Origin of the sequence: Bernardetia aquimarina, from assembly GCF_042180575.1 — a bacterium.
Lineage (GTDB): Bacteria > Bacteroidota > Bacteroidia > Cytophagales > Bernardetiaceae > Bernardetia.
Genome location: NZ_CP170094.1, coordinates 3025909 through 3048426, shown reverse-complemented (window position 1 = coordinate 3048426; position 22518 = coordinate 3025909). Strand labels below are relative to the sequence as shown.

Sequence of the window (22518 nt, the reverse complement as noted above, 5' to 3'; positions counted from 1 at the left end):
AGTACATTGATATAAATTGATTAACTTTCAGTTATAAAAACTAGAATTTACAAACTTACACATACAAACACATTTTTTATGAGCAAAATAAGAAAAGATGAAGCCTTACGCTATCATTCAGAAGGCAAACCTGGGAAAATCGAAGTAATCCCAACAACTGCTACCAAAACACAACGAGATTTGGCTTTAGCCTATTCTCCAGGGGTAGCAGAACCGTGTAAAGAAATTGCAGAAGATATAGAAAATGTCTATAAATATACAGCAAAAGGAAATTTAGTAGCTGTTATTTCAGATGGAACAGCCGTTTTAGGTTTGGGAAATCTAGGACCCGAAGCCTCCAAACCTGTTATGGAAGGAAAAGGCGTTTTATTCAAAATTTTTGCAGGAATAGATGTTTTTGATTTAGAATTAAATACCAAAACGGTAGAAGAATTTATTGCAGTTGTGAAAGCATTAGAACCTACTTTTGGAGGAATAAATTTGGAAGATATAAAAGCTCCTGAATGCTTTGAAATTGAGCAGCGTTTGAAAAAGGAACTCAATATTCCGATTATGCACGACGACCAGCACGGAACAGCAATTATTACAGGTGCTGCCCTTTTAAACTCGTTGGAACTTGTCGAAAAAGATATTGATAAAGTAAAAATTGTAGTTTCAGGTGCAGGTGCTTCGGCTACTTCGTGTATGAATATTTTTGTTGATTTGGGCGTAACTCGCAGTAATATCATTGTTTGTGATAGCAAGGGAGTAATTCGTAAAGACAGAGAAAATCTAACAAAAAGCAAAGAAATATTTGCAACAGATACAGATGCACATACATTAGAAGATGCTCTCAAAGGAGCAGATGTTTTTATGGGACTTTCGATGGCAGATGTAATGAGTCCAGAAATGCTTTTATCGATGGCTGAAAATGCGATTGTTTTTGCACTTGCCAATCCAGACCCAGAGATTAATTATGAACTTGCCATGAAAACTCGTCAAGACATTATTATGGCGACAGGGCGTTCGGATTACAACAATCAAGTAAATAATGTTCTTGGTTTTCCATTTATTTTTAGAGGTGCTTTAGATGTTCGTGCCACTGAAATCAATGAACAAATGAAGCTTGCAGCCGTAAAAGCTCTAGCACAACTTGCCAAAGAACCTGTTCCAGATATTGTAAAAATTGCATATAATCAACAGACAATTTCTTTTAGTAAAGATTATATTATTCCTAAGCCATTAGACCCTCGCCTTCTCACAACAGTTGCGCCTGCTGTAGCTCGTGCAGCTATGGAAAGTGGAGTAGCCAAAAATCCGATTAAGAATTGGGAGAAGTATGAAAGTGAGCTTGTGGAGAGAATGGGACGAGACCAAAGTATCATTCGAAGACTTGTTAGTATGGCAAAACAAGATCCTCAACGTGTTGTTTTTGCAGAAGCTGATAATGCCAAAATCTTGATGGCTGCACAGATTGTAAAAGATGATGGAATTGCAGAACCTATTTTATTAGGAGATAAACGCAGAATTCAGAGGTTGATAGAAGAAAATAATTTAGAATTAGAGGGGGTTACTATTATTGACCCAAGAAGTGAAGAGTCAAATGAGTTGATAGAAAAGTATGCAAACACATTCTTCGAAAAACGTAAGCGTAGAGGTTTCAACAATTATGAAGCTCAAAAGGCAATGCGTGAACGCAATTATTTTGGTGCAATGATGCTGGAAGAAGGCGATGCAGATGCGCTTATTTCAGGACTTTCTAGGAAATATTCGGATACCATTCGTCCAGCTTTGGAGGTTGTCGGAACGTATAAAAGTCATCGTAAAGTAGCAGGTATTTATTTGATGATTACTCGTAAAGGTCCTATTTTCTTTGCTGATACGACAATGATTCCCAACCCAACAGCCGAAGATTTGGTAGGAATTGCAGCTATGACTTCGAATACAGTAAAAGAATTTGGTTTAGAACCACGAGTAGCATTTTTGTCGTATTCTAATTTTGGTTCGTCTGATGATGAAGAGCCAAGAAAAGTAAGAAAGGCAGTAGAGCTAATGAAAGAACACTATCCTCATATTACGGCTGACGGAGAAATACAGGCAAATATCGCTTTCAATAATGATATTTTGAAAGAAAATTATCCTTTCTCTGACCTTGCTGATGGCGAGCCTAATATTTTGATTTTTCCAAATCTTGCCTCTGCAAATATTGCTTACAAACTCATTCAAGAAATTAGTGGGGCAGAAGCTATTGGTCCTATTCTGACAGGAATGAAAAAATCAGTTCATATTTTACAGTTGGGAAGTTCGGTTCGTGAAATTGTAAATATGGTAACGATTGCCGTCGTAGATGCACAACTCAAACGTAAATATGCTGTGCAGGATGCGAAAGAGAAGTTTATGTAAAAAATAAATTTCTCTTTCAAGAAATTATTATGAAACTAAAAAACTTCTTCTGCTGTTATTTGGCAAGAAGAAGTTTTTTAATTTAAAATAATCTATATGAATGTTATTTGCGACACCAATGTATGGTATCATATTGGAAATGGAAAGTTGAAGTTAGAAGATATTGAAGGATTACCCATAGATGATTTATGTGTTACTTACACTAACATAATTGAAATTCTATATTCTAATAGTAATTTTAAAAGCTATAAAAATGCTTTGCATGCTATAAAAAAATATGCTAAACGTTTTATAGATAATGATCCATTTCAAGAAGTAAGATCAAGAATGGATGATAAATACATCGTCAATAATAATTTGGAAAATATTTTAGATAAAGCTCTCTTAGAAACAGAAAGACAAAGAACTCAAAACCAAAATACATATAGTGAATATTACAAAGCACATCTAGAAATTAAGAGTAAGTTTCTAAAAAGTTTTGAATCACGTCGTAAAGAAATAGAATCTAACTTTACACAAAACGATGAGAAACAAAGAAGAAGGGAAAAAAAAGAGTATTTTGTTAAATGCAAAAAGGAAAGTGGAAGATTGATATATGAAGAGGTAAATGAGTTAGTAAGTTTATTGAATGATATACAAGGTGATTTTGTGTTTAAGGATTTAGAGTTTGATGATTATGCAATATTTATTAATCTATTTAAAAACTACCTAATAGTTTCTCAGTTTTTTCTTGTAAAATTAGTTTCGAATGAAAAAATGAAAATCGATTCAAATGATCTTTACGATCTAACAAATATGTTATATATTGGAAAGCTAGATTTGTATCTTCATGGAGAGAAAAGATGGAAGAATATATTTAATGATATAGGTTTTTCTCCACAAAAATATATTTATACTTTAGACTACATAGTTAATTAATTTTATATCAAAACACCTTACTGAAATATGAAAGAAGAAATCATTTATAAAGAACGACTAACTTCCTTGTTTCTAAATTTGCTTGAATTAGCAAACTATGATGTAGAATTTTCAGACAAATATGAAAAGGAATATCAGAAAAGACTAAAATTTCAAAAGCTTACTGATTGGAAAAAATTTAGAGCTAGTGTTGATTTATTAGATGATACTGAATATGCTCTAATTAGTTTCTTTACTTATCAACTTGGAGATAAAAGCAATACTGATAATAATGTTGGAGAAATACAATTAAGACTTTATGGAATTCTTAATGCTGTATATTTACAAATAGGTGCTTACAAACAGTTATGTAATCTAATGAATTATCCTAAAGCAAAAGAAGCCATAAGAGATTTAGAACAATTAGATATTTACAAATTACGTAATATAGCTGGTTCTCATACAGTTGATTACATGTATGACAAAGATACTATCAAGAATAATCCAAATGTTACAAAAACTACTAGTTTTAGAATTGTTCAATGTCATTTAGAAAAGACAGGTAGTAAAGTAGTTGCTTTAGATGAAAATAACTTGAGTTATGAATTTAATGTACTAGAATGTTTGACTATCTACGAAAAATTTGCAACTGAACTGCTAATAGACTTGCTTAACCATTCTATAAAAAAGCTAGTATTTGATAGAAATGATAGAATAGAAATGCTTGAAAGGCTTAGTTATTTAACTTCTAACTTAATTGACTATGCAACTTTAGATAAAAATAAAAATTATTCTCCTCTCTCTTCTTTTGATAAAATATAGTATTTTTTATTTCTCAATATAAAATCTAAAATTTAGCCTATATTTAATTTGCAAAAAATTAAGCCTAGGCTTTTTTCATTCTCAAAACATTTCCCTTCAAAAATCGCTTTAAAAGGTTATGAAACTAATTTATATTTATGATGCCCTTTGTGGCTGGTGTTATGGTTTTGCACCTGCAATGCGTGATTTTTATCAAAATCACAAAAACGACTTCGAAACTATTGATGTTATTTCTGGAGGAATGATTACAGGAAGTCGTATTGGTGCGATTGGAGAAGTTGCACCTTATATCAAAACAGCTTACAAAGACGTAGAAAACCGAACAGGCGTAAAGTTTGGAGAAAAATTTTTACAGGATATTTTGGAAGAAGGAAGCGCAATTTTTACTTCTATTCCTCCGTCGATTGCGCTTTCAGTTTTTAAGAAAGAAGTAGAAAATAATCCACAATTAGCAGGAGAAACGAACGAAAAGATTCTTCATTTTGCCGAAGACCTTCAACATCTTATTTATTTTGATGGAATAGAACCAAAAGATGATTCAAAATATGGCGAATTAGCTACAAAATATGGTTTGGATAAAACAGATTTTGTTGAAAAAATGAATGATGCAGAATATGAAAAATTAGCTCAAAAAGATTTTCAGTTGTCGCAAGATTTTGGCGTAAATGGTTTTCCAACGCTCATTATTCAAAAAGGAGAAGAATATTATTTATTTGCTAGAGGTTTTGTAGCTCTGACAGAGCTAGAAAGGCGTTTTGAGGCAATGAAAGTTTCTATTTAAGTGTATTTCATACGAACTGTGAAAGCAATAAAGCTAATTAAAAATCATGAATTAGTATATTCAATCAACTCCTCAAAAGTTTCATTTTGGTAGTTTAGAGGATAAAGCAAATTTTTGATTAGCTCTTTTTTTCCTCTTTTGTATATTCTATCCACTCATCAAATTCTGAAAGGTGTTTTTTGCTATTTTGATTTATCTGACCTACAGATTTTATTTTTTAATGAGAAAATGTTTTACAACCGTACACAAAAATGTTTTTCTAAAGCCTTTTTAAATAGCTTATTTAGTTTTAAAATTCATTCTTGATAATAGTCTATAATTCCTCTTCCAATTTGAAAGGTTGATAATTCGTGTATTCTATCTATTCTAAAAATTTTTGGTAATAGCTTTTCTATTTCTTTACTTAGCCATTCCAATAATTATACATAAATAGAATGCAATAGCTACTATAATAAGTAAATTATGTGATATTTCAGCATCTTTTATTCTTGTTTTATAAATATTAAAGCCTCTTGATTTAATATCAGTAAAAAGTGTTTACCTTCAGTGCTACTTTGTGGTCTATTGCCCATCTTTGCTTGTAATAGCTCATCATATCATACGCCTACTGTTTACCCACATCTTTTTTAGAACAAAAAATAGTAAATTTTGAATAAAAATTCAGTATTTGTAGGGAAAAGGCACGCCTTTTCCTAGTCGGTCTTTGATATTTCAATCAAAAATACACAATATGTTTAGGAAAAGGCGTGCCTTTTCCCTACTCAAATTCGATATTTCGGCTTTTTTACTTCAAAAAAAGCAAGTTTCAGACTTGTGGGTAATCGATAGCATATCATACGCTCATTCTCAATTAGAAACCAAATAGATAAGGTCTTTATGTTTTGGACTATGCCATACTAGACAGGAAACTGAACTGTATTTTTTCTTGGTAAACGCACAATTCTCCAACCAAAGATACTCCATATTCCCAAAGGGAATAAGTTCTCCAATCTTATAACCATCTCCTTTACTATCTTCTAGGTAAGTATCTTTTGCCGTGCGTAAAACATAGTTCCATTCTTTATTTTTTATAAATTCTTGCAATTCACAAGAATCAAATTCTTCATCTCCTATCAAATGGTAACAGGAATAGAAATAGGAAGTAAACTAGCTATTTGTTGAAGTACTTCTATGTGTTCTTCTGAGGAAAATGCCCTTTATTTCCTTTTTTGACTAACCAAATTAAAGGTAAAGAACGTTTGCCTAAAACCAAAGAAACAAGTAATGCACCACATGACTTACCTAAATCAGTTCCATTTATGGCTAAAACAAATTCTTTTTTTGATACTAATCCTGCTAGGATTTCCTTCACAAAAGGAAAAAAGAGTAACTCATAATCTGTGTATTTACTTTGTAAAAAACGTTTCACTTTTGTAGTCTGACTAGCTAAATCAGTATCATCTAGAAAAACAGAATCTAAGGTATTTAAATGACAATTCCCTTTTTTTATTATACCATAAATTATATAAGTTAGGCTAGAAAGACACTTTTGATTTGCTTTTTCAGCAGTAAGATAGAATTTTAATAGATTTTTTTTTATAGTTTTGTATAGCATAGTGTAAATAGAGATAATTTGTAAGGAATGGTATTTTTACAAAAATCTATTTCATTATGCTTTTTCCAAAAAAAATATATAGTAATCTTATCTAGCAATAAAAACACTGATTATCAACAAATTAAGATTTTTTTTTTTAAAATCCGAAACAAGCAAAAAATAAAAGTGTACGGTTTTAAAGCCTAATTTGTATAAAAATAAACCAAACAACATAATTTCTAAAAAAGACCTTAATCAAGAACTAAATACAATGGAAAAAATACTTATAATTGGTGCAAACGGACAACTAGGAACAGAGCTTTCGGCTGCTTTACAAGAAAAATATGGACAAGATGCCATTATTAGTTCAGATATACGAAAACCAAAAGAAGAAAATGGTACTTTCGAAATGCTTAATGTTTTGGATGCAGAAGCACTTGCTACGATTGTAAAAAAACATAAGATTACACAAATTTATCATTTGGCAGCCATTCTTTCAGCAAAAGGAGAAGAAAATCCGATTCAGACATGGAATGTAAATATGAATGGACTTTTGAATGTACTAGAAATTGCTCGTCATGAGAAGTTGAAGAAAATCTATTATCCAAGTTCTATTGCTGTTTTTGGAACGACTACACCTTCGCCAGCTCCTCAATATACATCTATGAATCCTGCAACAATTTATGGAATTAGCAAACGAGCTGGAGAGCAGTGGTGTGAATATTACCACAATAAATACGGTGTGGATGTGCGTTCATTGCGTTACCCAGGACTGATTAGTTACAAAGCTCTTCCAGGAGGAGGAACGACAGATTATGCTGTTGATATTTTTTATAAAGCTGTTGAGGGAGAGCATTTTAATTGTTTTTTGAGTGAAAACACTCGTCTTCCGATGATGTATATGCCTGATGCTGTTCGTGCAACAATGGAACTTATGGATGCACCAAAGCAAAATTTATCTACTCACGAAGGTTATAATCTAAATGCTTTTGATTGTACGCCAAAAGAGCTATATAACGAAATCAAAAAACACGTTCCAAATTTAGAAATTAGCTATAAAATAGATGAGCTTAGACAATCTATTGCTGATTCGTGGTCAGATACAGTAACTGATGATGTAGCTTGTAAAGATTGGAATTGGAGTCACAAATATGATATGGCAAGCACAACAAAAGAAATGCTAGTTAATTTGAAAAAGAAACTTACAGTAGAAAAGTAGAAATAGATTCACACCTATACAATTTTGCAAACTGTATAGGTGTGAATATTTTACAATCTATTCGGATTAATAACAGTTGCTTCTCCACTAATGGTAACTTTTCCTGTCGTCTTGTCTATAACTTGTGTCTGAACTTTTGCACGATTTTTTTCTCTAGTAATTTCTGTAATTGTCATGACAGCTTCATATTCTGTATCGACAAACATTGGACGCATAAAATTCATGGTTTGATTCATATAAATTGTTCCTTCTCCTGGAAAAAGTGTTCCAAAAATCTTTGAAAAAACACTTCCTCCCAAAAATCCATGCATAATCGGACGTTTGAACATTGTCGTTGCTGCATAACTCTCATCAAGATGTAAAGAATTATTATCGCCTGTTACTTCTGCAAATCTATTTACTTGTTCTTGTGAATACGAAAAAGTCAAACGATATTCGTCTTTTTCATTTAACTTTTCTGTGCTTGTTGTTGTGTTAGTATCCATAAATTGCGTTTTTTTGTTTGTGTGAAAATTAGGTTTGTATTAATAATTATGCTGACTTTTAGCTTCGGACTTTATTTTTCAGACTTCTAACTTCTGAAATTAGGGTTTTCTTATAAAAAAAGAAAAATGCCGTTGAAAGGTATGTTTTAATAGCTTCTAAATTATTAGCAATACGTTGATGTTCGGCTTGTTTTCCTTCTTGAAGAAGAGCGATATCTAAATGGTCTTTACTTACATCAATACCTATAAAATTTTGGTAAGTTGGCATAAAAAAATTAATTTAGTGTGATTCATTTAATTTAGTATTCATCCTATTCAATCAGACTTAAAACCTTATCTAATGAGTTTATTTTTAGGTCAATAAAAATACTCCAAAAACTATTTGAGTTTGAGATTGAATAAAGGTAGGTAGAGCCTCTTTCAAAGGATAGAATTTATATTCTTGTTGGTGTTATAGGGTATCTACCTACTTGATGAATTCTTAATTACAAGATAAGAAATTCATCAATATTTATCTTAGTACAAACCTAAAGGTTAGGTTAATCGCATCTAATTTAGGCGTTTTGTAGGGAAAAGACATGTCTTTTCCTACCCAGTAGGAAATTTTATGAAGTGAAATCAACGACCATTTTAGGAAAAGGCGTGCCTTTTAGCTTCGCTGACTCGCTGACTTCCAGTTCCCTACTAATTTTCAAAGTTTCGTTTTTTTATTCTCTATTGAGTTTAAAACAAACCTTTTTTATGCAAAAATCTTCGTTTTTAGGTGCAATTAACCTACCTAAAGGTTGGTGTTTTAGCAATAGCGACACCAAGAAAGTAGAGGTCTAAAATACAAAAAGAGACCAAATATCTTTTATAAGAAAACCCTATTATAACAAATAATACAAATCTAATCACTCCCCAATAAAATCACTGCTAATTCAAACGAGCAAAATCTAACTTTCTCATTTTTTTTCAGATTCTTGCAACCTTTATTTTTTTGTCTTGTCTTTCATAGCATAAGAGATAACAAAAAAGATTTGAATATCTCTACAACAACAACTAACGAAAAAGTGTATTTTTGAAAAAAATACAATCAGAACAATAGAATTACTTAAATGTCTAATCCAACTGTTGATACTAATTACGAAGAACCTAATGCCGAACTTATTGAAAGAGTTCGCTTAGGAAGTCAGAAGGCGCAATACCAACTCTACGAAAAGTACGTCAGAGCAATGTATCATGTCTGTGTCAGAATAGTGGGCAAAGGACACGAAGCTGAAGAAGTATTACAAGATTCTTTTGTAAGAGCATTTATGCGAATTGAAGAATATCGTGGTGATGCAACTTTTGGAGCTTGGCTCAAACGCATTGTGATTAATACTTCAATTAATTTTCTTCAAAAAAAGCGAATTGACTTGGTTTCTTTAGATGAAATGCTTGTCGAACCAGCCATTGAAGAAGATGAAAATAGCGAAAATGACTTTACAGAAATAAATATTCATACAGGAATTTCTGAAAAAGACACCAAACACAAATCAGAAGTCAGCCGAGTAAAAGAAGCTATCAATAAGTTATCTGACGGTTATAGAATCGTTCTTAGCTTATATCTTTTTGAAGGATACGACCACGAGGAAATTGGCGAAATATTAGGAATTTCTAGTTCTACTTCCAAATCTCAATATAGTAGAGCAAAAAAACGACTGAGAGGATTATTAGCAGCTTAATTTTGAATAAAATAGCACTCTCAAATCAAAACTAGACTTTTATAAACAAACAGAAATGTTTGTTATACATAAAAAAGAATCACTTTGCCGTTGTTGGTGTTCCCACCAACGACAAAAAACTAAAACAAGATGTAAAAATGGCAAATCAAAATAAAAATCCGAATCAGGAGAAAGAAGAAAGACAGCTTGATGAGCTTGAAAAATTCTTACAGACTCATCGTAGTAAACTTCAAAAAGAAGAACAAAAATCAATCGATGAACAGTTTGATGCTTCTTTTTCTATGGAAAAAAACTTTTTAGCCATTCAAGCCAAAATCAAAAACGAACAAGCAGCTCGTTTAGAACCAAAAAATATTCTTGAAGAAAAAGCTAGAAAGTTACTACAACTAGAGCAAGAAGAAAAACAAGAGAAAGAAGTAGCCAAAAATTGGGTCAAACCTTCTCCTGTTTCTTCTGAAACTGAAAAGACTACCAAAAGTGTTAAAATTGGTCACACAAAAGTAAAAAGAGATGTAAATAATTGGGTCAAGCCTGCTCCAATTGCTTCTCCGTACTCTTCTACTTCGCTTGAAACTAAACAAGACAATACACCTGCACCAAAAACGGTTTCTTTACGCAAATTTTGGACAGTTGCAGCTTCTCTTACTGCGCTTTTAGTTACTACTTTTATGTATCATGTCGATACGATAAGTATGCTAACAGCCGAAAATGAAGAATTGATTTCTATGTATGAAGAAAATGGAATGAGAGGTTTTGATGAAGGTTTTGAAGAAAATAATGGTCAGAGTTACTCTCAAAACGTTTCTTTACCTGCCGAACTGATAGAAGCCGAAAATTATTACACTTCTATTATTGCAAAAGACAAGAAAGAACTAAAGAAAAAAGATACCGAAAACTGGGTAACTCCAGAAACTATCCAAACTTTAGATGAACTTGATGAAGCCTATAAGGTAATGAAAAGCGACCTTTTAGAAGAGCAAAATCCAAAAAAACTTGTCGATGAAATGCTCAATAATCTAAAACTACGCAAACAGATTTTAGATGAAAGTATTGAAATCTTAGAAAAATCAAACTCATCTGATTCAGAAACCAACAAAAACATATAAAACAAATGAAAAATCTATATAAAAATCCCTTTGCTGTTCTTACGCTTATTCTATTTTCTTTTGGAGTGTTGTTGCCTATTTCAGACGCACATGCTACAAAAAATCATCCTATAAATCAACCCAAGGAAGAGAAACAAAAAGTAGTAAAAGCGACCTTTAAAGTCAATTCAACAGACTTGCTTAGTATTTCTAATAAATATGGAAATGTCAATTTCACCAATCATAATGAAAATAAAGTTTCTGTACATATCACCATTTTAGCTTGGGGAAGAAGCGATAAAGATGCTCAAGATATTTTGGATAGAATTACTATTGACCAAGATAATGACTCTGAAAGTATTCATTTCGAAACTCAAATTGAAGAGTCTAAAGGAGGTTATAATTGTAACCAAAGAGAAGGTTTTGAAATCAATTATGAAGTCAAAATTCCTAAAAGCCTAAATATAGATGTAGAAAATAAGTTTGGTTCAGTAACGATTGGCGACCTCAACGGAAAATTAAACCTTGATGTAAAACATGGCAATTTTAATGGACATAACCTGACAGGTCAGCGTCATGCAATTAGTGTTCAGTTTGGGAATCTTTCTATCAATGAAATAGCCTCAGCAGATATAGACGTAGCTCATGGAAGTATCAACATTGATAAAAGCAGTACAGACTTGAAGATTGAAAGTAAACATTCGAATGTCAGAATTGATGAGGCTAATGTTTTACAAGTAGATGCCAAACACGGAAATATGAGAATTGGAACAGTTTCAAAAATTACAGGAGAAAATAAATTTGGACGAATAGAAATCAGAAAAGTATTAAAATCTGCTGTTTTACAACTCAAACATGGAAATTGTCAGTTAGAACAAATTGCAAAAGGATTTGAGAGAATAGAAGTAGAGAATAGTTTTGGGGCAATAGAGTTACGTTTTGATTCAGATGCAAAATTTCAATTTGAAGCAAGAACAGAACACGGAAGTATCAGAAATTCAATGCCCAATACAACTGTTCAGAGACAAGAAGACGATGACAATGAACAAATATTAGAAGGCAAAACAAACGGAGGTGGAAATGCAAAAGTACGTATAACCAATGAGCATGGAAGCATTCGTTTAGAAGAGCGTTAGTTTGAAGTAAGAAAAAAATAGACTAAAATAGTTTTATTTTCTCTTCATTGAGATTGAAATTCGATAGACACTTTGTGTTTATCGAATTTTTTTTGTTCTATTTTTAAATGACTTTTTTAGCTAAAAATATTTGACGCTATTTCAAGACGAGATAAGTCTAAAGTTATAATTTATCGAAAAGACAAGTCATTTTCTGGGCGCATCTCAAAATGTCGTTTTGCATTTTAATGTAGGGAAAAGATATATCTTTTCCTGTCTAGCAGGAAATTTTATAGCCCAAATTAAGCTAAAAACGACTGTTTTAGGAAAAGGCGTGCCTTTTCCCTACAAATAAAAATCGTTAGTGCGACAAAATGAGATGCACCCCATTTTCTCGACTTTGATTTTTTATTAAAAAGTATAACTAACTCCAACAGCTCCTTGTGCTGCTTTATATCTAAAACGATCGTTGCCATCTTGATACTGTCCATCTGTTGTGTATTCTGTAAATAGATACGAAAAAGCTCCTCTTACCATTACATTTGAGGCAATCCTATACCCAATCCAAAATTCCGAATTAAGTGTTCCAATATCATTATCTCCTACCAAAAGAGCATTAAAAGAAGTGGGTTTTGCAGAAGTAGCACCAATACCAATCAATCCAGAAGCATTCCTTTCATCGTAAACAGTTCCTTCTTTTTTTGCACCAAAACTAAAACCAATGACATCAATATTAAATCCTACAAGTACATTTTCTGTAATTGAATAGTCAGTATAAAGCCCTAAATTAATGGCATTTAATTGGCTTTTATTGTCTGAATCGCTAGGAACACCAAAAAAAGTTTCTCCGACTCCAAAATATTGAGGGTTATCTTCTGAAGCCAAATCAGGTGGTGCAGCCGTAAACTTTCTATCTGAACCAAAAAAGGAAGACAAACGTACACCATAACCCAATTTGAAACGACGAGAAGAACCAAAACCGTAAAGATGTGAAAACCCTAATGTCATGCTAGTTGCACCTTCTCCAAAAGCTCCTGTAATTCCGATTCGTTTTTCCCAAGGAGAAATTGCCATATCTGTATCTTTAGTAGAAAAAGAAACCAAAGAAGAGTTTTGAGAAAAAGATGTTGAAATTGAATTACTAGAAAAAGAACTTTGATAGTTTTGAGCTAAAAGGGAAGTACTTCCTACCAAAAAAAGTCCTAAGCCTGCAAAACCAGTAATAACTGTTTTTTTAATTGAATTTTTTAATTTCATAATAAATTATTGAAAAGTAATAGAGATAAAAATAATTTGATGCTTTCCCCAAAAAATGAACTAAAATCAATGAGTATTTCGAAGTAACGTTGTAAAATTAAAAGTGTTATCAATTAAATCATAACAATTTCTAACACAATCAATTAACTATTTTATATAAAAATTCGTATTTTAGATAAACGAATACTATAAAGTTATTTAGGAACAATTACGACTTGCCAAAGCAGCAAAACTAATTAAAAAATTACCAATTAAGAATTTAATTTATTGATTTTAAGTTGGTTATTGATTCTAAAATAGTAATTTATTTAATTTCTATTCCTTATTGATAAAAATCATGAAAAAATCTACACTCAAAATTCATTCTCACTTCATTGATAAGCATAAACATGCTCCTTTTTTAGCGCAAAAAAGACAAGATTCTATTACACATGAAATCATAGAAGAAGGCGATGAGGTAGTTTTTTGTAGTGTTTGTAAATCAGCTTTTATGGTGGATTCTTGGGAATATATTGGTCGTTCACATTGTCATCAATCTCAAACGCTCAAGAAAGTTCCTGCTCTTCGTTCACTTTCTTTGGATAGAAAGAAAATTGAGAAAAGAAAAAAAGTAGCTTTTTATAAAAAACATTCGGGAGGTGTTTTGATGGCTATTTTTATTTTGGTGGGTGTTTTTGGAATGCTAACAATGGCAATAAATGCGCTGAATGCACCTGCTACCAGTATCAGTGTGCAAGGAATTTCGATTACAGAAAAGCATTATATCAATAATGGAAAAAAATATTATCAAGCTCAAAATTATACTGAAGCAGAAAATTATTATATCAAAACTCTCAATATAAACCCAAGTAATACAGAAGCCTTACACCTTTTGGAACAACTAGAAAATGAGTATTTATTAGCTTTAGAAGAAGCAGACCGTTTTTTTAAATCCAATAATTATGATGATGCGAAATATTGGTACAAAAAAGCAATAAAATACAAACCCAATTCAGCATATCCGACAGGGCAGTTATCACTCATTATACAAGCACAAGCAGAACCACCAAATTCTTTTATCAAAACAGAAAATTTAAAAGTAAATGCTCAACACTCTATTTTGAAAGAATATCCAAAAGAATGGGAAGAGTTTATCAATAAAGATGAAAAACTATATTTTTGGGTAGAAAATTTGCAAAAAACAGAAGTCCTTTTGAGCTATGAAAGTGGACTTGTAGAGCTTAGGAGTTTGGAAAAAAGAGAAATTAAGGAAAAAGAAACACAAAAAGAGAATCCAAAAAATTCTGTTAGTTCTAGCACTAATACTAAGTCTGTTGTACAAAATCATAAGGATATAAGCCCAGAAGAAATGACAAAATTACGTGCTGAAATAGAAAAAAAAATAAAAATAGGAAAACTTCTCAATACTTTTAAAGGTGCAAAAATGCCACAAGCTACTTTTATATATGCAGAACTATTTTTGAAAGAGTTTGATAAATTAGACAAAAAAACAATTCAAAAAGCAGAAGAGATTAATTCAAATTTGAATTATGGATCTATTGCCGTAATTAGTAAAGGAAACAAAATCTATTATTATACTTTAGACAAACGAGGTGCAAGACAAGTAAATCAGTTTTCTACCTTTCATTTTAAGAAGAATGAAAAAATGATTTTGAGTGATAATGGAAGGTATTTTCTGATTCAGAATGAAGATAAAATGCTTCATTTGTATGATGCAATAACTAAAACATTACTCAAATCTATGAGAACAAATGAACACAAACCTTTTTTAGGAAATGTGTATTTTGATTTAGAAAATAATGAAATTGTTGCTAGTACAGAAATGGGTGAAAGTAGATGGAATATTGGGAATTAGGATTTGGGAAATAGATATTAGGAAATAGAGAATAGAAATTTTACCTACAATTAATTATCTGTAATCAGACATTGGTACTAGTAAAATCTATTTCTTCTTTTTCTTGACACGAAAAATATAACCGTCTTTTGGTGCAATAAAATTATATTTATTATCATTAATTCCGATAGCAGGATTATACAAACGAAATTCTTTATAGGTCATTCCTTGCTTTTTTGCCCATTCGGGGACACTTTCAATATCTTCTGTAATGGTTACTTCATCAAATTCGAAATTATCATAATATTCATATTCTTCTATGCAATAACCATATTTTTTGGGGTTTTCTAAGACCATTTTTAAGGCTGCAATTCGGAGGACATAGCGAGAAGTTTCGGCATTTAAGAATAAATCATAATAATTTCTAGTTCCTTGATTATCCATAGCTGTTTCTAAACCTGCCATTCCTCTATTGTATGAGGCAGCCACAGATGCCCAACTGCCAAACTTATTGTAGGCTTGATGAAAATATTTAGTTGCAGCAACACACGATTTTAAAGGGTCTTGTCTTTCATCAATATGGTCATTTACAACTAATCCAAACTGTTTTCCTGTTCCTTCCAAAAACTGCCACATTCCTAATGCATCTCTATTTGACTTTATCAATGGGTCAAGGCTACTCTCTGCAATCGCCAAATAAAAAAAATCTTTATGAATGCCATATTTTGTAAGACTATCTTCCATGGGTTTGCGCCATCTGCCTGAACGTTTGAGTAAAAGCATTGTATAGGCATGTCCATAAATAATAGAAGTAAGTTCTCTATCTAACCTTTCTTTTACATCCTCGTCTTCTAAAGGAATTCGCTCGCCAGCAAAATAAACAGTATCAGGAATTTTGATAGGAACGACAGTCTGAATATCGCTGACTTGTTGTGCCACACAATGAAAAGTAGTAAGCACAAATAAAATTACCAACAAGAAAGAAAAATAAGTAGTTTTCAAAGTAGAATAGTAAGAAGTAAAATGAGAAAGAAAAATAGCTTTATAAGGCAAATAAAGTTATTGATTATTTGCCTATTTACCAAAAAAAGTCAAAAAGCATTCCTATTTATAATCTACTATTTCATTCGTTTTATGCAGAAGTAAACAGTACTAAAAGAAAAAGAATAACTCCCAACAAAAAACCACCACCAACACCAAAAAGAATCAGTTTTACATAAAACATATTTTGTTTATCTCTTTTGATTAATTCTTTTTCAAATTCTTCGTCATTCATTGTCGTAATTTTTTAGTTTGATTATTATCGAAAAATTAAAATCTTCGCTACATTGATTACAATTTAAAAAAAACTGTGAATAGATTTAGTTTTATTTTTCTTTAAAATCTGAATACAAATACTTTCTTGATTCTTTTTCGATATAATCTAAAACCCAACTAATCTCTTCATCGCTCAAATGATTATGATTGGGCATCATTTGTCCATACTCATTATAAAGGCGAGATGCATATCCATTTTCTTCCTCTTGGACAATAGTTCTTTCAGGATATTTAATAAAATTAATCAGATATTGACGATTTCCCCAACGAAATTCTGAACCAGCTAAAGCAGGACCTACTATTTTTTTATGAATGGCGTGGCATTGCTTACACTGACCTTCAAAAAGCTGCTTTCCCTTTAATAAATCCATTTCATGACAGCATTCTTTATAATCATCTAAAACAGGTTTGCTTTTGTAATGATTTTCTAAGGCTTGTTCAAATTTTTTAGCTGAAAAATCTTTGCGTGTAATTCTCGGAATTATAGAACTAAATGCAACAAAATTGTCTTCATTAACAATAGTTTCTGATACAGTCGTCATTTTTTGTTCAAATTCTTTGATTCTATCAGCCACTTTTTTATCTGTCGTTTCTGCAATTTTGATCGTTTTTTTAATTTTACTTTTTATGGTTAAATCAATTTCTCCTGTATAAAGTTGATTGTTTTTTTCTGTAACTGCTTTCAAAATTATATCTATACCTTTCGGTAAATAAATAAAATCTTTATCATCTTGCCTTCCGTAAAAATTGCCTTTTTCATTTCTACTTAAATCAAGAATCGTTTTTTCATTTGGGAAAATTAAAAATACTCTTCCTTCTTCTTTGAGTTCTAAATCTTTCACTTTTATGTCAAAAGTAACTTGAATTTGATTGTCAAGTTTCATTAGTTTGTCAAGGTTTGTCCAACCAAAACGGATCAAATCAAAAGCATACCTTAGACGTACTGCAAATTTTCTTTCATTCTCTAGCTTGTCAACTACTTCTGTTTGTAATTTTTTCTGTTTTTTGTGCCACTTATCAGAATCCTTTTCAAATTTTGCCCAAGCTTTTTCTTTATTCTTAAAAAGTTTATCAATATATTTTTGTAAAGCTCGGTTTACTTTCCCTTTTGGTTTTATTTTGGTTGCTTTTTCGGCTGCAAATTCTTCAAAAATATATGCTCTACATTTTTTATTTTTTGTCAAATATTCGGCTGCTAGTTTGTCTGATTCCCATAGGTTTTTATCCAAATTTTTGAGATAAATTGCTATCAAATCATTTCCACAACATTCATTCATCACTTTCAAACGCTTTTCAAATTCGTAAGTAGAAATGAAAGTTCCTTGAAACTTCTTGTCTGAAAGTCCTTCTAAAATATATTTTGAAATGCCACAAACTTTAGGTTCTTCTTCTGCATCTTGTACAAAATGAAAGATACTTTGTGATTGTTTTTTTTGATTGAAATTATTAGAGTTTTCTCCACTTAAATCATCATAAACAACACGAATACTATCTCCTAAATAATAAGTTTCTAATGTTCTGATTTTATCAGCAGGAATAATAATTTCTCGTTTAGAATATTTCTTTACATCATCTTCATTCTTAGGAAAAAAATCAAGTCTTTCTAACGGAATTTCTGTAAGCCAGTTTTCTAATTCTTTTTCTTTTTTCCATTGAACAGGCGCATCTTCATTTACTTGTATTCCCTCATAAACCGACATATCGCCAATCTTTTTTTGTGTTGGAACTTCAGCATGAATGGGTTTTGAAATATTTATCTTTCCATTTTTATTCGATTTGGCTGTAAATTCAAACATTCCACCACTTTGCAAAATCTGTCCGTCTTGCGTTTGAGTAGTGAGTTTGTTTTCCAACATTTCAGAAAGTGATAGAGCTTCTTTGAGATTGAGCGTAAGATTTCCCTTCAACGGTTTTCCATTTTCATCTGTAAAAGTCCCTGCTTCAATGGCGAGTAAAGTTCCAGATTTTCCAAAAATGACTGTATCTTGTTCTGTATCAATGACAAACTCCTGTGGAAGAGGCGAATCAAAAAGATGTGGGAAATTATAAGCCAGCTCTTCGGCTGACATATTTGCAACTCTATCATTTTGAGTATTTTCAGAATCTGAACATGAAGTAAAGCAAAATGTAAAGACAACAATAAAAACAGAAAGTAATTTTTTCATGGCTTGAAAGTAAGTTGAGAATATAAAATCTACCTTCAAAATACATTTTTTATTAAAAAGTAACTTATTTCTCTAAAACAAAAAAGCCGTCTGAATCATCAACCTATCATTTGATTTTATTTGATGGTTGGCTAAATTTTGTTTCAAAGGTGTATGATAATTTACACCAAACATAAAACGTCCAGTATAAATTTGTGTTCCAAAAACAGCATTTACTAGATGTCCTCCTGTATCAAAAACAGTTTTATTTTCTCGTATATCTTGTTGGCTATGTTCATAATATGTTCCTAAAGTAGGCATAAAACCAAATTTTCCAATTTGTTTTACATAAAAAAGTGTTGCATTACTACTTACACGATTCCCAAAACGATAGTCTTGACTGTTTTCGGTATTGATTTTATAAGAAGCATCGGCTGTAAGACCTATTTTTTTGTAACGAATAGTATATTGAGTTGTCAATAAAAAGTCTGTACTTCCTGTTCCAAGTTGAAAATTTGCATTAGCAACTTGTAGAACATCTTCTTCGCTATAATCTGACTTTCCTGTTGGTAGTTTTACTCCACCTCCTACAAAAAAACTATGTTCAAATTTCTGTGAAATTGTATCATTTGTCGTATTCCAAATTTCATATTGAGCCAATACAGAAGCATCAGCCATTCCACTCAGTGATTTTGTTTTGTTGTTCTCATCTTGAAAATTCCATTGATACGGCAAAAAAGCTAAAACTTGTAATTTTGGATGGGGATAAAATCTAGCCCAAATTTCAGTAGTATAAAAACGCTCTTGTGTTTCGAAGAGTGAAGAATAGTTACTATTTCCTCCTAGGTGGGAATCAAAAGAAGCACTACGATAACGCAAACCAACAAAATTTTTTTGAAATTGTGGCATCACTCCCAAATAATAGCTTCCAGCTCCACAACCACACAAATCACAGGCTTTTGAAGAAGTTGAAAGGAATAAAAATGAAGTGGTAAAAAGTAAAAAAGCGATTAAATTTTTCATAGTTAATTAATTTAAACCTATAAGGTTTTTGAAAACCTTATAGGTTTGAGTTATTTAAAATTCAGATAAAATAGGGTTATTCAAAAAATCTTCATCAGTAAGTGTTTTTAAGAAGGCAATAATGGCTTCTTTTTCTTCTTGATTAAGCTCAATTTTGAGTTTTGCTTTCAGACTCTCATCTAACGTTTCAGAATCTTGTATTCCCTCTGTATAATGGTCTAAAACGGCTTCCAAATTTCTAAATCTTCCATCGTGCATATACGGACGAGTAACTTCTACATTTCTCAAACTAGGAACTTTAAACTTAAATTTGTCTTCATCATTTTGTGTAATTCGGTGTCTTCCAGTATCGTTTGGATTCCCGACTTTCAAACCATTATTTCTATAAGATTGGTCTGTAAAAAGTGTCGTAGAATGACAATTTGAGCAATTTTGTTCGAATAATTCTAAACCTTTTAGTTCTTGTGTAGTCAGTTTTTCTTCATTTGTACTTTCATTTCTAACATGTTTATCATAACGAGAATTAGCCGAAATACACATGAGTTGAAACTGTGATAAAGCCTTCAAAAAACGGTCAGTGGTAATTTCTTTTGTTCCAAAAGTCTTTTCAAAAAGCAATGGATAATCTGTTTTTGGAGATTGTAAACCTTCTGTATTTCTCAATTTCTGTAAAACATTAGGTAATGTTTCGCCCATTTCGTTTTCTGCTTCTATTGGTGCAATAGCAAACAAGTCTAAATGAAAAACACCTCCATCCCAAAAGAAATTTTTAGACCAAGCTAGGTTTTGAATGGGGAGAGAGTTTCTTAATGTAAGTTGGTCATCAATTCCATGGCTAAGGTCATGTCCATGTTGTGTAAATCCTGATGTTTGAGCGTGGCAAGAACCACAACTTATAGTTCCATCTCTTGACAACATTCCTGTATAAAATAATTTTCTACCAAGTTCGAAACCTTCAACAGTTACAGGATTTTCTTTCAAGTCATAAGTTGGTTGTGGAAAATTAGAAGGAGTTTTGAATTCGAATTTTTCTTTTGGATTTGCATTCTCTTTTTGACAGGAGAAAAATAGAATTGAAATAGTGAAAACAAGAAGAATTTTATATAAAAAATACTTTTTCATAATTGGTTGATTTTTATAAAACCCTAAGGGTCTTCAAAGACCCTTAGGGTTTAAAATTAGAATTTACTCATGTTTTTCATTATGAACATGATGATATTCAAATGCTTTCATGTAGTTTTCAGAAACTTTCAATGAAAAAGGATTTCCCATAACAGTAGGATATTCTCTTAGGCTCACTTGTGTAGTTCCTTCAAGAACCTTTAAAATATCTACTACAAAATGAATGGATGGCATTGCTTCTTCTCTTGCTTGTGCAGCATCTCTTCCTAAAGAAAGTGTAACTGTTCTGACATTATTAAAAGTGGGTGTGTCATAACCTCCGAAACCTCCAATGTGATAACGGAATTTTCCAGTAGGATTAGTATCAGTAGGTTCAACAGCAGTTGATGTTCCTTCCATTTTGAAGAAAATATAACCCGAGTTCCAAGACCAATACATTTCTTGTCCTGCACCTTCTACACCAATATCCAAAACACCTGTACGCTCTGAAACTGGTTTGGTATTACGAAGACTATCTACTCCAATAGTAAAAGTAACTTCATTATAATTACCTTCAGGAACATTAGGAATTTGTACTTTTTGTGTTGTTTCATCATGTTCTTTTATCAAAAAATAGGATTCTTCTTGTGGAACTATAAATTCACTACCGTCTTCAGATTTCAAAACAATATTACTGATATAATACTGTAACATATCTACTTTGAAAGTTTCGCCTGCTGCATTTGTATAGTTTTCTCCTAAAGCAAAATCATCTTGACCTGCAATATTATCAAATTTGATTTCGACCATCCCTTTTTTATTTGGGTCAATTTCTGGCTCTTTGTCCTCATCTTTTTTACACGAAAATAAGGTAAGAGAAAATGCCATAAACAGGGCAAAATAAGCTGTTTTTGAAAAATTAAATTTAATATTCATTTTTGTTGTTTTTGTATATAAAATAATAAATAAAAGACAATAAATTAGAGGGCGATTTTGGAACAAAAATATTGTCAAAATCGAATGTAGTTTACTCTTAGAGTGAGAAAATAAAATTATGAAATAATAGAAATGAGATTACTGTATAATCAAACCGTCATTGAAACTTTGTCATCAATGAAGTTTATATTTTGATACAGATATTTGTAGGTCAAAGGCTTGCCTTTGACATTTCAGATTGTATATCTAAACATATACAATACAGTTAAAGGCAAGCCTTTAACCTACAAAAGTCATAAAATAACAATGCGTGAGATTTTAAACTACTGGAGGACGGAAGATTCCGTATAAATCAGATGTAGAAACAAAACGATGATAAAAACCATTTTGAACAGGGTTTTCAAAGTTAATTATCTGACTATCAAAAGAAAAAAGAGTGATTTTCTCTAAAAAAAGAAGGTCTAATGTGTATTTTATAGACGAAACAGGAGCATTATCTTGTTGATTTTCAGCTTCTGCAAGTTGCTTTTTGAGCTGACAAGAACCTGCACAGCGAAGTCCAAACTGTTCTGCAAATTTGTTTGCTCGTTTGAGCTGAGCTAATTTTTCTAATTTTTTATCTTCTTGTTTTTTATTCTCACACAGATTTTGAGCAATATACTCTCTGTTCATTTCGAAAGACAAAACAATCCAAAGTTTTTGGAAAGGTTGTATCAAGATAATGACTATCATGAGAGTGGAGAATATGGAAAGAATTTTTGTCAAGAAAATAGATTTGACTTTGTGAGTAAAATTTGAGCAAGGAGCAAAAACAGGCTCTTTTTATTTTCCACAAAGATAA

General features: G+C 31.4%; 21 protein-coding genes. 9 read left to right on the top strand and 12 right to left on the bottom strand.

Annotated features, from left to right (window positions below; translation table 11 throughout):
* Positions 1-78 precede the first annotated feature (78 nt).
* The 4 genes from ACE193_RS12965 (at position 79) to ACE193_RS12950 (ending at position 4882) form a co-directional block, all read left to right on the top strand.
* Positions 79-2382: an NADP-dependent malic enzyme gene (locus ACE193_RS12965; protein WP_375558657.1), complete on the top strand. Its 2304-nt coding sequence runs from the start codon at positions 79-81 to the stop codon at positions 2380-2382.
* Between the two features lie 96 nt (positions 2383-2478).
* On the top strand, positions 2479-3300 hold the full coding sequence (locus ACE193_RS12960) for a hypothetical protein (RefSeq protein ID WP_375558656.1): 822 nt from the start codon (positions 2479-2481) through the stop codon (positions 3298-3300).
* Positions 3301-3327: 27 nt separating this feature from the next.
* Positions 3328-4101, top strand: coding sequence for a hypothetical protein (locus tag ACE193_RS12955; RefSeq protein WP_375558655.1), 774 nt, complete (start codon positions 3328-3330; stop codon positions 4099-4101).
* A 118-nt stretch (positions 4102-4219) separates the two neighbouring features.
* Positions 4220-4882, top strand: coding sequence for a DsbA family protein (locus ACE193_RS12950; protein ID WP_375558654.1), 663 nt, complete (start codon positions 4220-4222; stop codon positions 4880-4882).
* Positions 4883-5728: 846 nt separating this feature from the next.
* On the opposite strand, the gene ACE193_RS12945 is transcribed toward ACE193_RS12950, so the two are convergent.
* Positions 5729-5998: a hypothetical protein gene (locus ACE193_RS12945; RefSeq protein WP_375558653.1), complete on the bottom strand. Its 270-nt coding sequence runs from the start codon at positions 5996-5998 to the stop codon at positions 5729-5731.
* A 52-nt stretch (positions 5999-6050) separates the two neighbouring features.
* A complete protein-coding gene (locus ACE193_RS12940) occupies positions 6051-6476 on the bottom strand; it encodes a hypothetical protein (protein WP_375558652.1) in 426 nt (141 codons plus the stop codon).
* A 250-nt stretch (positions 6477-6726) separates the two neighbouring features.
* Here ACE193_RS12940 and ACE193_RS12935 point away from each other — a divergent pair, with 250 nt between their 5' ends.
* Positions 6727-7674, top strand: coding sequence for an NAD-dependent epimerase/dehydratase family protein (locus ACE193_RS12935; protein WP_375558651.1), 948 nt, complete (start codon positions 6727-6729; stop codon positions 7672-7674).
* A gap of 50 nt (positions 7675-7724) precedes the next feature.
* On the opposite strand, the gene ACE193_RS12930 is transcribed toward ACE193_RS12935, so the two are convergent.
* Positions 7725-8159: a MaoC family dehydratase gene (locus tag ACE193_RS12930; RefSeq protein ID WP_375558650.1), complete on the bottom strand. Its 435-nt coding sequence runs from the start codon at positions 8157-8159 to the stop codon at positions 7725-7727.
* A gap of 58 nt (positions 8160-8217) precedes the next feature.
* The gene (locus ACE193_RS12925) at positions 8218-8427 is read right to left on the bottom strand and encodes a hypothetical protein (RefSeq protein ID WP_375558649.1); all 210 of its coding nucleotides are present in this window, start codon (positions 8425-8427) and stop codon (positions 8218-8220) included.
* An 829-nt stretch (positions 8428-9256) separates the two neighbouring features.
* Between ACE193_RS12925 and ACE193_RS12920 the strand changes: the two genes are divergently transcribed.
* From ACE193_RS12920 to ACE193_RS12910, 3 genes are read left to right on the top strand one after another with little or no spacing between them, the layout of a single operon-like run.
* On the top strand, positions 9257-9865 hold the full coding sequence (locus tag ACE193_RS12920) for an RNA polymerase sigma factor (RefSeq protein ID WP_375558648.1): 609 nt from the start codon (positions 9257-9259) through the stop codon (positions 9863-9865).
* Positions 9866-9924: 59 nt separating this feature from the next.
* Positions 9925-10971 carry a hypothetical protein gene (locus ACE193_RS12915; protein WP_375558647.1) on the top strand — a complete coding sequence of 349 codons (1047 nt, stop codon included), beginning with the start codon at positions 9925-9927 and terminating at the stop codon, positions 10969-10971.
* Between the two features lie 5 nt (positions 10972-10976).
* Positions 10977-12086 carry a DUF4097 domain-containing protein gene (locus tag ACE193_RS12910; RefSeq protein ID WP_375558646.1) on the top strand — a complete coding sequence of 370 codons (1110 nt, stop codon included), beginning with the start codon at positions 10977-10979 and terminating at the stop codon, positions 12084-12086.
* Between the two features lie 390 nt (positions 12087-12476).
* On the opposite strand, the gene ACE193_RS12905 is transcribed toward ACE193_RS12910, so the two are convergent.
* On the bottom strand, positions 12477-13322 hold the full coding sequence (locus ACE193_RS12905; RefSeq protein WP_375558645.1) for a hypothetical protein: 846 nt from the start codon (positions 13320-13322) through the stop codon (positions 12477-12479).
* Positions 13323-13659: 337 nt separating this feature from the next.
* Between ACE193_RS12905 and ACE193_RS12900 the strand changes: the two genes are divergently transcribed.
* Complete coding sequence (locus ACE193_RS12900; protein ID WP_375558644.1) at positions 13660-15177, top strand: tetratricopeptide repeat protein; 1518 nt, start codon at positions 13660-13662, stop codon at positions 15175-15177.
* Between the two features lie 87 nt (positions 15178-15264).
* Here the strand turns inward: ACE193_RS12900 and ACE193_RS12895 are convergent, their stop codons facing one another.
* The 7 genes from ACE193_RS12895 to ACE193_RS12865 all read right to left on the bottom strand — a co-directional run bounded on the left by ACE193_RS12895 (position 15265) and on the right by ACE193_RS12865 (position 22409).
* On the bottom strand, positions 15265-16158 hold the full coding sequence (locus ACE193_RS12895) for a lytic transglycosylase domain-containing protein (RefSeq protein WP_375558643.1): 894 nt from the start codon (positions 16156-16158) through the stop codon (positions 15265-15267).
* Positions 16159-16288: 130 nt separating this feature from the next.
* A complete protein-coding gene (locus ACE193_RS12890) occupies positions 16289-16432 on the bottom strand; it encodes a hypothetical protein (protein WP_375558642.1) in 144 nt (47 codons plus the stop codon).
* Positions 16433-16523: 91 nt separating this feature from the next.
* Positions 16524-18638 carry a c-type cytochrome gene (locus ACE193_RS12885; RefSeq protein WP_375558641.1) on the bottom strand — a complete coding sequence of 705 codons (2115 nt, stop codon included), beginning with the start codon at positions 18636-18638 and terminating at the stop codon, positions 16524-16526.
* A 72-nt stretch (positions 18639-18710) separates the two neighbouring features.
* Positions 18711-19640 (bottom strand): hypothetical protein, encoded by a 930-nt coding sequence (locus ACE193_RS12880; RefSeq protein WP_375558640.1) that lies wholly within the window; start codon positions 19638-19640, stop codon positions 18711-18713.
* 54 nt (positions 19641-19694) lie between these two features.
* On the bottom strand, positions 19695-20762 hold the full coding sequence (locus ACE193_RS12875; RefSeq protein ID WP_375558639.1) for a cytochrome-c peroxidase: 1068 nt from the start codon (positions 20760-20762) through the stop codon (positions 19695-19697).
* Between the two features lie 63 nt (positions 20763-20825).
* Positions 20826-21677 (bottom strand): MbnP family protein, encoded by an 852-nt coding sequence (locus tag ACE193_RS12870; protein ID WP_375558638.1) that lies wholly within the window; start codon positions 21675-21677, stop codon positions 20826-20828.
* Between the two features lie 318 nt (positions 21678-21995).
* Complete coding sequence (locus ACE193_RS12865; protein WP_375558637.1) at positions 21996-22409, bottom strand: hypothetical protein; 414 nt, start codon at positions 22407-22409, stop codon at positions 21996-21998.
* Between the last annotated feature and the right edge of the window lie 109 nt (positions 22410-22518).